Source organism: Ruegeria sp. CDSA089 (assembly GCF_059612205.1).
In genome coordinates, this window is record NZ_JBXWQD010000008.1 from 60,589 (window position 1) to 72,723 (window position 12,135).

Consider the following 12,135-nt stretch of genomic DNA (forward strand, 5'->3'; position numbering starts at 1 on the left):
TCACAGATAGCACAGCTGACTTCGGATTAGTTCAAGTATCTATCGCGCAGCTTTTCCAGATCCTGATCTGTCAGCCCAAGGCCCTCATGCAGGTAATTGTCGACCGAACCGTAAGTCTCGTTCACACTGCTATAGAAGTTATTCAAATACTCCATTCGAACACCCAACGAGGGCCAGACCGCTTCAGGGGTCATGTTCGTGCCGCGTTCAGCGTTCACTTGATCAGCAATTTTCACGGATGCGTTGCGGGCATCCTTGAGAACGTTGCTCATCATGAAATCTGCCTCGATGTCTTCTTGTGTGACGCCCAACGCGCTCAACACCAAGGCAGTGGCAACACCGGTTCTGTCTTTTCCACCCGAGCAGTGATACAGCACAGCCTCCCCCTCCGGTTGCTCGATCAGGACGTCAAACAAAGCACGAAATTCTTTTGTGTAGTCAGTGGCGATATATCCGAAAGCCTCGAAAAAGAGAGTGTCCGTTTGCGTCTCGGTCGCCGTCCCTGACTTGATGCTTGCACGCATGTCTTCGATCATCTGAGCCTCTTGTTCCATGACCGGGAAATTGTAGCGTTCAGGCCCTTGTCCATCCGGCCACAAAACAGGGTCAGCGGTCGATTCCAACGTGGTTCTTAGATCCACTATGGAAGTAACCCCCAGATCCTCGACAAGAGCCATTCCGTCGGCACCCATACGATCAATTTCACCGGAACGAATAAGTTGCCCGGTTCGAATGCTGCGCCCGTCTTTGGTCTGCAATCCGCCTAAGTCCCTGGTATTGGCCACGCCTTCAATCGGGATGGCGCGATCCTCGGAGGCTTGCGTTTGCTCAGCATCCCCCAACCCGCATAAGGCGAGAGCTACGATTGCCGCGCGTACAATGGTCATTTGTTTCTCCTTCCGGGTGGTCTTAGGGTGATGATGGGAATGACCGTCAAGGGTTTGGTGAACCTCAGGATTGGGTCACGTTTCGACCTTAGAAATCAAACCGAACGCCGACGAAGGCACCGTCAAAGGTCAAATCCGAAATCGCCTGCGAATTACCGATTTTCCAATCGAGATACCGATAGCCCAGCACCAGGTCCCAATTGTTGATCTTATAATTTGCAGCCAAGCTAAGCTGAGTTGTCAGGTCACTTTCTCCGGCACCGATATCCGCATAGTAGGACATCCCCCAACGATCACTGAACTGGCGTGTTCCACGCAGACCGACCACAACGTCCCAGTTGTTGATCTTACCCGACACACGTTGCGAGCCGCCGGAGACTTCGATGTCAACGGTATTGTCTAGGTTCAGGCTTCTTACCCCGCCTAAAACTGTGAAAAGGGTGCCTGGCGCATCAACCAAATCGTATCCAACCGAGCCCGTAAATACGGTCCCTTCGACATCGACATCCGAAGAGGCAGGGATACCCGGACCGACGGCACTATTTTGATCGTTGCTCAGGTTGAGATACAGGGCATCGACAAAGACCGAAAGCTTTGCGCGTCGCGCTTCGACAGCGCCCATCAACCCGAAGTCGAGATTGTCCAGAATGTCGCTGAAACTTACATCGATGCTGTTCCCAGTGGTTGTTTCACCGCTTAATGCGGGCGCCCAGAGATACAGGTAGGCGGTAAAATCCCAGGTCGGGTTATCTGCCTTCGCGGGCAGAGCAAATCCGGCCCAAAACGCGCAGGCAATCGCAGACAAGCGCCATCTCTTTCCGGCGAAAAAGGTACTGTTCATTTTCAGGGCCTTCGTGAAATTTCTAAGTGCGGAGGGGCGCAGAGGTGCAAGCTCTGCGCCCGGCTGAGTGGTTTATTGCCAGCTCATGAACACGTCGCGTGTTTCCTCGCTTTCAGGACGCAAGTTTTCAATACCGCCGTAGGGAATGTCTTTACCAATTTCCGAGTTGGGATATTTGGCCATCATCTTTTGATGTCGCTTGACCATGTCCTGGAACGAGGCACCGGCCCAAAGAGAATACCCAACTAGCGGATGTTCTTCGCGCGGGTCCCTATAGACATTGTAGGTCGGCGCAGCAGCCCCCGGAGCACCCGGCGCAGGCAGATGCATCTTGAATTCCTGTTTGACGATCGACCGCAGCACGGGGCCTTCGTAGACGTAAACATAATCACGCCGCCCATTACCTTCACCCTCCAGCAGCAATGCTGTTTGGTCGACCCCGTCAATCACTCGGTCCCGCGGAATGAATTCTGTCGCCCCGGCAATGCGCGCGATCGTGGTGTAAATATCCGAGACGTGAAAAATGTCCCCTGCAGCGCTGTCAGCTTCGATCACACCGGGCCAGCGAATAAACGCATCCGTGCGCACCCCGCCTTCCAGATGCTGAGTTTTGCCGCCGCGATAGATCAATTGGTTCAGGCCAGAGGTTCCTTCGTAGTGATACATCAGGCCATTGTCGGCCATGATCATGACGATGGTATTGTCGGCCTCACCTGTCTCCTCTAGCTTGGCCAGAACGTCTCCGATCCATTCGTCCAAAAGCTGCAACTTGTCCGCATGAAACCCGCCGTTGCGCGAGAGGGCTTGATCCGGGTAGACAAAGTTCAACGGGTAAAGCGGCCAGTATTGCAGAAAGAATGGCTCATCCAGCGCCGCAACGCGCTCAAGCTGCTCCATAGCTTGCGCCTGATAGCGCTCATTCATCTCTTCATATTTGGCCTGTGTCCACTCTTCGCCCGGGGCCATTTCAACCTCGCGCGCGGGCCCGCCTGCTTCGGCCTCAACCCCTGTCACCAAGCCGTAGGGTTTAAAGCGCTCGTCCAGCAAAAATTGGTTGTTCTGACCCGAGGCATGGTATCCCAACATATTGTTGGCCTGCATTGCCTCGCGGGTCATCAGGCTTAGCTGCACCTGTTGGTGCAGCGGAAAGGCTGCGTAGTCGAAACCCTGATTGTGGGGATAGGCCTCTTCGATATCGCCCTGATGCCACTTGCCAACGTGAGATGTGTTATACCCCACCTCTTTCAGAATCTCGGGAAGCGTCACTTCGCTGGCAGGCAGACCCTCACCAACCAGAGCGACCTTGACCTCTTCAACCCCGGCCCGGATCGGATGCCGACCGGTCAACATAGCTGTACGTGTCGGCGTGCAGGACGGTTCAGTGTACATCCGCATCAGCGACATGCCTTCGCGGGCAAAACCGTTGATATTGGGTGTCTCGATCCCCATCACATAGTTCATCTTTCGCTCGCCCATCTGGCCGAAGCTGATGTCGTCAATCAGAATATACAAAAAATTCGGAGGCTTACCCCCGTTGGCCTCACGAATTTCAGCAAGTTTGGCGTCGATCTCGAGATCCTGCGCGTCCCACTCCTCTCCAAACTGAGCACGCAAAAAGCTGAATTCGCCGTCGTGTACAATGGGGTCGCTTTGCGCAACAACCTGCCCCCCGGTTAGGAATGTAAACGTGGTTGTGGCCAACGCCATATATCTCAAACTAATCGTCACTGCAGGCTCTCCAGTTGGTGGTTACGTCTTGCAACGCCGCCACAAGAAGGTCGTGGCATTGGGCCGATAATGATTGATCGGACTGATGTGCCAGCTCTGTTAGGCGTCGGTACTCGGGCGGGGTGACAAAGGTCACAACCCTTTTGGAACGGGCGTCGGCATTTGGCAGACGTGGTCTGCCCATGCGAGATTTGGAAGCTTGACGCGACACTTGACTTGGCCCCCCTCCAGTTTGTTTTCTTTACCGGTAAACTGTCAGGATGCTGAAATGGACCACATCAAAAATCGGCCAAATCCGCAGGAATTCGATGCCAGCGCCGCTGAAGCGGCCCCTTCTGCGATCGTGCTTGACCTGATGCATCCCAATGATCTTGCCGCGATGACGCCCTGGGAAATGGACTTTCGCCAGCTTGACCCCGGCCCTTTGTCCACACAAATCGCGGTGCGCTCTAGCCCGGCATGTTCTGTTTTGAACATCTCGCTCAGCGGTGCGGTTCACCAACGCGGCGTCTCACCCGACGGGTGGAGCACATTCGGCATTTCCCGCAGAGGTACAATAGATTCCTGGCAAGGATGTGCGCTCGACGACGACGCCTTTCTGACTTTTGGAAACAAAGATGGCTTCGACGGCGTGTCTACGGGACGTTTCTTTGGCAATGTCGTTTCTTTCAACACCCGGCGGTTCCAGAATCTCGCCCAGTGTTGCGGATATTCTATCGCAAGCGAAGGCCCGGCGCTGCGAATACAGATTTCCGATGTTAATGCGCGCAGAATGGATTGGCTGGAACGAGAAATCGCAAATCTGTTGAAACACTCGGATGAGCCATGGAACGAAGATGTTGAAGAAGCTCTGATGATCAAAGTGTTAGCCATCCTGACCAGCAGCGCAATTCATCAAGACAAGAGTTCAGCCCAAACCAGACGCCGCGCCCTTAACCGGGCTTTGGAGATGATGAACGACAATGCGCTGGAGCCCGTTTCCATCGAAGACCTGTGCGCAGCAACCGGCGCGTCATTGCGCACCCTGAACCGCGCTTTCAACGAACGCTTCGGGTATGGTCCAAAAGCATATTATATGCGACTGCGGTTGGACGGTGTTCGCGAAGATCTACTGAACGGGGCTGGAGCGAAATCAATTGCCGATATAGCCAACAAACATGGGTTTTGGCACATGGGGCAATTCGCCCGAGACTATCGGCTGTTTTTTGGCGAATTGCCGTCAGAGACGCAGATGAGACGCGGAGCGTGACGGTCTTCAAGCACCTCGGAATAAATTGTCCTATAAGAGCTTGAACACACGGGCCCGGCGATACCCACCACCCGACATCCAGCCCGCGACGCTCTAAAAGGGACACCATGAACATGTTTCCGGTGGCAAGCACCAACAGGGGAATTCTGTGCGCTTTGAACCTGTCAACTTATTCGTCCGGCTCGGCGGGTGGGGGCAACAGGTTCATCTCGGTTCCGGTCAGTTGGGCGATCAGGCTTTCAAGAGCAAAGTCGCCTGGGTTGGCGCGACTGGCAGCCGCGATGAGTTCTTCAACCTTTTCCTGCTGCCCGGAAACCGCTGCGATGCGGATACGCATGATCCAGGCGTCGACCAGCATGGGGTCCATTTCAACGGCACGAGAAAAGGCCTGATCGGCGGCGGGAAGGTTGCGGGTGGTCAACGCAAAGCCACCCAGTTGCAAATGGGTTTCGGGAAAGTCCAGCCGCGCAGCCATCGCGTTTTGCCACTCGCCAATCGCCGAACGGAACGCGGCCGCAATCTTGTCAGGCAAATGCGCGATGGGTGCATTATAGAGCCCACGCGCCGCCGCGATCCGGACATTGCGGCTGGGATCATCCAGCATGGGCAACACTCGCTGTACCCGCTCATGACCGGGCAGGCTGTGCATGGCTTCGACAGCGGCGGATCGGATCACGGGGTCTGCCGCGTTGACCATATCCGAAATGCGCCCGATCTGTTGGGCGTCGCCGGTCTGGCCGATCAGCCAGATGGCAGTCGCCCGGATCAGTGCCGGGCTGCTGGCACTAAGGGCCAGGTCCACCAGATCGTCCGAGGCCAATGTGGGATTGATCTGCGCCCGCGCCAAAACCTGCCCGAAATGCGGCCCGCGGTTGGAACTGTCTGGGAACCAGTCGCGCAGCCGTGCTGCGGCCCAGTCCGGGGTCTGATCGGTGTGGCAGCTGGTGCAGGCATCCGGCGCGCCAGTCTCGGCGCTCAGATCCGGGCGGGGGATGCGGAAGGAATGATCGGCCCGCCAGTCATTGCCCATATAGACCTGCTCTGTCATGTGACAGGACCTACATTGCGCCCCGGCACTGTCTTCTGGGTGATGGTGATGGGCGGGGCTGTCGAATTCGGCCGGCGGCAGGCTGGGAAAGCGCGGGTTGCCATCGGGGTTATGACACTGTGCGCAGACGGCGTTGCCATCAGCTATGACTTCGGCGCTATGGGCATCGTGGCAATCGGAACACGTGACGCCCTTTTCATGCATTTTCGATTGCAGGAACGACCCGTATACATAGACCTCATCCCGGATCTGACCATCGGGGTAATAGAGGCCGGGCCGCAGCAGCGATAGGTTGTAGGCGTCGTGATAGGCGGTGCCCGGTTCAGGGTTGCCGTCAAAGAACGCCTCGCGTCGGGAATGACATCCGGCGCATTGTTGGATCAGCCCTTGCGGTGTCGACAGGTCAGCCGACAATCCAAAGTTCAAGGGGGGCTCGCCAGCGCTCTGGGCCCATCCCACATGATCACGACCGGGGCCATGGCAGGCCTCGCAGCCGACGCCAATCTCGGCCTGAGTGGTCTGATATGTATCCGAGGCCGGGTCGTATCCGGTGTCGTACCCGGTGGCATGGCAGACGCCACAGCGCGCGTTCCAGCTTTTGTACGGCCCCGTCCAGTGCAGCGCGTCCGAAGGTGGCACGTTCTGATCCGGGTAAAGGTGGAACCATTCGGACTTTTCCGTATCCCAGACCACGTCGAAGCTCTGCAACCGGCCGGGCTCGGTTTCCAGCAAGTATTGCTGCAGAGGTTCGACACCGACAACTGAATGCACTGGGTAGTCGGTTGTCACACCGTCGCGCTCAGTCACGGTAACGTGGTGGGTGCCGTCTGCTTCAATCCGAAACCGCGCGGTCATGTCGCCCAACGTGAAAGTTGTCCCGTTGAAATCCGCGCGGATGTTGTCGGGTACGGCCTCAGTCCAGGCCCCCGCGTGGTGCGAGCCTTTCCAGGCATCAGCCTCGGCGCGGTGGCATTCGGTGCAGGCGTCCGAGCCGACATAATCTGCGCTTTGAGCGATAGCCGGCACAGCAGGGCCAGTAAGGGTTAACAGGGCAGAAATGAGCAGGCGCATCAGAGTCCTTCGGTCGGTCAGGCAGGGCCCGTGGGATTCAGCGCGGGCAAAGGCTGTGCCGCGCGGGTCAGAGTGCCCGAGTGCCGGGCGGCGGACAAGGCCCTTGCAAGCGCAGCCCAGGCTGCCCCCGGCTCGCTGTCTTGCGGGCCATAGGCGGCGGCACCGATATTGGTCAGGGCAAGCTGGACGTCTGTGTGTCGACGCGGGTCGGCACCCTGTGTCATCGCCGCCCATCGGTCCAATGCGCCATAGAGGGTGTGAAGATCCCGTGCCTTGACGGTGTGCATCAGGTCGCGGAACAGGCTGGCCTCTGTCGGGGGCGGTAGGGACGCGTCACGCTTGCGGGCTCTGTGGCGGATCAATCCTATGGCGGCCAGAGTTCCCAGAAGCACGGTTAAAGCCATATAGATCAGAGTCGCCCGGTCGGCATCGGCCACGCGCGGCAAGATCGGGCCATCGACGTTATAGGGGATGGCCTCGACCGACGTGGTTTCGATCTGTCCCGTGTTTGTGTTGAACCAACGCAGCTTGATGACAGGCAGGCTTCTTTGAGCGCCGCTTTCCGCCAAATAAACCGTACGTTCGGAGCGGGTGCCGACGGTCTTTCCCCGATTCTCCCGGTCCTGCACCGTCGAGCTGTCAGGATAGGCCGCCAAACCGGGCAAAGCGCCCGTGGGCGCAAGCGCGGGCAGCAGAATAGCGCTGCTTCCCGTAATTTCAGCAGTGATAGTGCGGGTCAGAGTATCGCCGGGTTCCAGAGCCTCGGCTGATCCCTCGACGGTCTGCGTCAGACTCAGCGCTTCAGCGGCAATGAAAGGGTCAAGCGACTCGGACCCACTAGGCACCGTGGCAGTGAAGCTCTGCGCAGCCAGAGAGAGCGTCGTTTCAACAGGCGCGTTGGTCTCGGGGTCGGCCCATGTAACCGTGATCTCCAGCGACGGAATCCCAAAATTTCCCGCCACCATCGGCGTCACCTTGTAGCGTCTGCTAACACCCGACCAGTTGCTGGCGCCCACACGCTCAGTCACGGGGCCCGACCCGCCTTCAGGCAACGAGATCATCAGGTTCGGCTGATCAAAGGTCGGAAACACCGGAGGGCTGGGCATGTAGGTCGGCACCAAAACGGTCACCCGCATATCCAGCGCCTGACCGGGCACGACGTCCATGGCCGACATTTCGACCCGCGCGACGGGCTCGGTTGGCGTGGCGGCTTCACTGCCGTCGCGGGCGTCTTCCTCGGCCTTGATCTCGGCGTTGGATTTGAAACCTGGAAACGGGTCTTGCGCCGCCGCGACATCGGGTACAATTGATGTGCAAAGAGCCGCTAAGACAGGCCAGAGTTTCATTGCTCGCCCTCCGCAGCCGCCTGCGTCGCTTCCAGCAAGAAGCGACTTTTCAGGAAATCCCCAGTCTCGGTATCAACAGAGTTCATCCATTGTTCGGCGCTCTGCAGCCCGGCGGCGGCGTCCTCTTGCGGCAGGTCAACCTGAAGCTCCTGACCTTTGTTTTCCTCGTTGTCATAGGTCACGTCATCGGCGCGTAGCTCGGTCTGGTCCTGCGTATCCTGCGCCTCTTGCGCGGCTTCGACATACGCGACGATCTGTTTTGCGATCTCCAGATTTTCGGCAGCACCCGGATAGCCCGGGTCGCGCGTCAGAGCGGTTTCGAACGACCGAACCCCGTCACGGTAAGCCCGATTTCGGATGTTTGACAGACCCTGGATCATGGCAGCCTGTGCGGTATCCACACGGTCCAGCACCTGCACGGCTTCGGCATAGCGGCCCGCCCGGTACATGGCCCATCCGCGCCACAGCGGGTCACCGAACAGTTCAGAGGCGCGCGTATAATCCTTGCGATCATAGGCACGCTGCCCCTGCTGGTCAGGCGTCCAGAACCAGTCAGCCAGGCCGTCGGCGCGCGCCTGCCCGGGCGCCATCAGCATAAGTGCAAAGACCGCGGCACCCCAATGCATAGTCCAGCCCCGCCGAAACCACAAAAGCAGCAACAGTGCCGCAGGCCACGCCAGCAGCGGCCCACGATCCAGCCATGGGTCATCAGAGTTTTCCAGCAGACTTTGCCGGTATGAGGCATTCAGCGTCCGGTCCAGACGCCGGATATCGCTGCCATCGGGCTGCACAGCGATCACCCGATTGCCGAGCGCATCAAGCCCTCGGTCGCGCGTGCCTTCGGGCAGCATGGACAGAACCGCAACCGGCATCGGGGCGGTTTCGACTGCACTCACATCCGCCGGATCAAGACCATCGGCAACCAGCAACAACGCACCACCGCCTTCGTCCTCGATCAGGGCTTGAGCGCGGCTCAGGGCTTGTGCAAAATCCGCCCCCTCCTTGGGCATCACGTCTGGCGAAAGCCCTTCGAGATAAGGCAGGATGATCGAGGCATCCTCGGTCATTGGAACCACCACATGCGCGCTGCCTGCATAGGCCACCAACCCCGATCGCCCCCCTGCCCTCAGGTCTAGAAAATCGCGGATCTTTTGCTTGCCGCGTTCCAAACGGCTGGGTGCAATATCGATGGCATCCATCGATTTGGTGACTTTCAGAACCACTGCCACCGGCGCGGATTGCGCCACCAGAGGGTTGGGTTGCCGTGACCAAGTCGGTCCTGCAGCCGCCGCGGCGAGCAACAACAAAGTCAGCGCAACCCCATCTATGGGCCGAATGCGGTGCGCCTGATTGCGTCCGACTTCCATCGCAGCTTGCAGATGCGGCGCGATGCCCTGAGACAGGGTGTTACGCCCGGACCGACGTCGTCGGGTGAGCCACCATAATCCGACGATCACTGGCACCAGCAGCAGCCAGAGCGGCCGTAGAAAATGGAACACCGACATGGCCAGTAGCAGATCGCTCATGCCTGCGCCCTCCCACTACGGTGGCCCAACGACAACCATCCCATCGCGGCGCAACCCAGCAGCGCAGCCAACCCCAGTGGTATCCACGCCAAAGACTGGCGCGGGCGATAGGACAGAGTTTCGACCTGACGCGGGCTTTGTTCGTCGATTCGGGCATAGATGGCGGTCAGGGCGGACTGGTCGGCGGCAAAGAAGTACTGACCACCGGTGCGGCGAGCGATGTCTTCAAGCGTTTTGACATCCACCTTGTCCTCGCCCGAAGCTTCGGGATCGCCAACGCCGATGGTCATGATGGTCACGCGGTTGTCTTTGGCAATCTCGGCTGCGTTCACTGGGTCCATCCGGCTGGAGGTGTCGCTGCCGTCGGACAGCAGGATCAAGACGCGTTCGTCAATCTCACTGGCTTCGAAGGTATGGATCGCCAGCCCGATAGCATCGCCAAGCGCCGTTTGGGGTCCGGCCATGCCAACCTGCGTGCGGTCCAAAAGATCGGTGATCGTCTGCAAATCCTCGGTCAGCGGAGCCTGCAAATACGCCTTGGACCCAAACACGATCAGCGCCACCCGGTCGCCTTCTCGCCCCTGCACAAAAGCGCGTACAACATCCTGAACGGCCGAGAAACGCTGCCGTTTCTCGCCTTGTGCATCCGTGAAATCCACAGTGTCCATCGAGCCAGACACGTCGATGGCAAGGATCATGTCGCGGGCTGATTTTTCGATCTCGACGGGGCGACCGACCCGTTCTGGCCCGGCCAGTGCGATCACGATCAACCCCCAGCAGAACGCTGCCGTGATCACCTGTATCCGCGTTCGGGCCAACACCACAGATCCGGCGCGTGGTTCCTGCCCCAGCGCATGCGAGACCTGACGGAAGAAGGGCACCCGCAGCGCCGTCACGCGTTCTCTGTGCGGTGGCGCGAAACGCCAGATCAACCAGGGCAGTGGCAGAAGCAGAAAAGCCCATGGAAACGCCAGTTGGATCATGAGGCCACCTCGCGCTTATGTGCCTTGATCCAGCGGGCGACGCGCGCGGTCAGATCCGGCGAGGCTCCGGTGTTGCCGCGATAGGGTGCATCAAGCAAAAGCGGGCGCAGAGCGTCATTCCACGATGCACCTTCGGTGCGTTCCAGAAAGGCGATCCAATCCATTCCCTGTAATCCGGCAACCAAGCGCCGATCATAGGCCACCAGCGCCGTGCGACGCAGGATTTCGGCGACCTGCGCGGGGTCATCCGCGGCCTGCGCCAGCTCTGCCAGCGCTGCGCGGCGATAGGCGTTGACGCGGTATCGGGAAATCATGTGCCACAGCACAAGTACCGCCGCCGCCGCCAGAAGCGCGCCCACAACGGCCCAGCCGACCGTTTGCGGCATCATCGACACGGGCGGCGGCGGATCTGGCACAACCAGTTGATCCAGCAGGTCGACCAGCGAAGTGCCGGTGGGGATTTCCGTTTCGTTCATTACGGTCCCAGCCCCATCAGATGCCGGATCTGCGGCAGGGTTTCCTCGGCCGCTGTCAGCGGCAGAACGGGCACGCCGAACCTGCGCTGCCAATCCAGAACCTGCGCCACGCGGGCGCTGGCGAATTCTCTCAGCGCCGCATGTTGTATTGAGTCGGATGTTTTGATTTCAGCCTGCAACGCTCCGTCCGAGATGATCAGTGACAGATCGCGAGGCAGGTCCTTGGCGAAGGGATCCGTAATCAGTCCCAAGATCAGGTCGTTGCGCCGTGACAGGCCTGAGACCAACTGTTCGGTTTCTGCATCAATCACATCGAAATCACTAAGCACCACAATCAGATGATCGCGGGGGGCGATCCGGGCAACAGCGCGCAGCACGTCGGTCAGGCGGATCGGATCGGTCTCGGGGGCCTCGGCGTGCAATTGTCCGTTCGCCTCCGCCAGAATGGCCATAAAGCGCGACAGCGTGGCCCGGCTGCGCGCGGGTTTGATTTCGGCGATCTTGTCGTCGGTAAAGACGATGCCGCCCACACGGTCGCCCTGATCGAAAATCCGGTAGGCGGACAGGGCCGCCGCCTCGGCCGCAGTGACCGATTTCATGTTCAGGACCGAGCCAAAGAACATCGACATGCGCTGATCCACCACGATCAGTGTCGGGCGGTCGCGTTCCTCGGTCATGACGCGGATATAGGGCTCACCGGCGCGGGCGGTGACTTTCCAGTCAATCGCGCGGATGTCGTCACCGGGCAGGTAGCCGCGCAGTTCCTCGAAATTCAGCCCGCGCCCGCGCAGGCGCGAGGCGTGGCGGCCATTCAGCACCGAGCGCGCAGGCTGGCGCGGCAGAAACCGCAGCGCCTTGGCGCGCGTCTCAAGCGCCCGCAGATGCGCGATATCAACCCGAACGCGCGGGTCGTCGGTTTCGGCGGGCCGGGGTTTGACGCGCCCCAGCCTGAGGGATGCGTTTCGGTTCAACATCTGCGC

The 12,135-nt window shown here is 59.3% G+C and carries 10 protein-coding genes; 1 reads left to right on the top strand and 9 read right to left on the bottom strand.

What is annotated here, in order from left to right:
- Positions 1–26 precede the first annotated feature (26 nt).
- The 3 genes from AC2FJ6_RS17605 to AC2FJ6_RS17615 form a co-directional block, all read right to left on the bottom strand.
- Positions 27–887, bottom strand: a complete 861-nt coding sequence (locus tag AC2FJ6_RS17605) for a tyrosine-protein phosphatase (protein ID WP_170775051.1) — start codon at positions 885–887, stop codon at positions 27–29.
- 88 nt (positions 888–975) lie between these two features.
- Complete coding sequence (locus AC2FJ6_RS17610) at positions 976–1,728, bottom strand: porin family protein (protein WP_170775053.1); 753 nt, start codon at positions 1,726–1,728, stop codon at positions 976–978.
- A gap of 72 nt (positions 1,729–1,800) precedes the next feature.
- Positions 1,801–3,456, bottom strand: coding sequence for a sulfatase-like hydrolase/transferase (locus AC2FJ6_RS17615; protein ID WP_331252140.1), 1,656 nt, complete (start codon positions 3,454–3,456; stop codon positions 1,801–1,803).
- A 268-nt stretch (positions 3,457–3,724) separates the two neighbouring features.
- On the opposite strand from AC2FJ6_RS17615, the gene AC2FJ6_RS17620 reads away from it, so the two are divergent.
- Entirely contained in the window at positions 3,725–4,705 is a 981-nt protein-coding gene (locus AC2FJ6_RS17620) for a helix-turn-helix domain-containing protein (protein WP_170775055.1), read from the top strand.
- A 169-nt stretch (positions 4,706–4,874) separates the two neighbouring features.
- Here the strand turns inward: AC2FJ6_RS17620 and AC2FJ6_RS17625 are convergent, their stop codons facing one another.
- Genes AC2FJ6_RS17625 through AC2FJ6_RS17650 form a run of 6 tightly spaced genes read right to left on the bottom strand, consistent with a single transcriptional unit; the run spans position 4,875 to position 12,129 of the window.
- Positions 4,875–6,824, bottom strand: coding sequence for a multiheme c-type cytochrome (locus tag AC2FJ6_RS17625; RefSeq protein ID WP_496669619.1), 1,950 nt, complete (start codon positions 6,822–6,824; stop codon positions 4,875–4,877).
- A gap of 17 nt (positions 6,825–6,841) precedes the next feature.
- Positions 6,842–8,170: a hypothetical protein gene (locus tag AC2FJ6_RS17630; protein ID WP_496669621.1), complete on the bottom strand. Its 1,329-nt coding sequence runs from the start codon at positions 8,168–8,170 to the stop codon at positions 6,842–6,844.
- A complete protein-coding gene (locus tag AC2FJ6_RS17635) occupies positions 8,167–9,696 on the bottom strand; it encodes a VWA domain-containing protein (RefSeq protein ID WP_170775059.1) in 1,530 nt (509 codons plus the stop codon). Before AC2FJ6_RS17635 ends, AC2FJ6_RS17630 begins: the two co-directional genes overlap by 4 nt.
- Positions 9,693–10,679, bottom strand: a complete 987-nt coding sequence (locus AC2FJ6_RS17640) for a VWA domain-containing protein (RefSeq protein WP_496669623.1) — start codon at positions 10,677–10,679, stop codon at positions 9,693–9,695. The genes AC2FJ6_RS17635 and AC2FJ6_RS17640 overlap by 4 nt, the downstream gene beginning before the upstream one ends.
- Complete coding sequence (locus AC2FJ6_RS17645) at positions 10,676–11,155, bottom strand: DUF4381 domain-containing protein (protein WP_480877948.1); 480 nt, start codon at positions 11,153–11,155, stop codon at positions 10,676–10,678. The genes AC2FJ6_RS17640 and AC2FJ6_RS17645 overlap by 4 nt, the downstream gene beginning before the upstream one ends.
- Positions 11,155–12,129: a DUF58 domain-containing protein gene (locus AC2FJ6_RS17650; RefSeq protein ID WP_480877950.1), complete on the bottom strand. Its 975-nt coding sequence runs from the start codon at positions 12,127–12,129 to the stop codon at positions 11,155–11,157. The genes AC2FJ6_RS17645 and AC2FJ6_RS17650 overlap by 1 nt, the downstream gene beginning before the upstream one ends.
- Between the last annotated feature and the right edge of the window lie 6 nt (positions 12,130–12,135).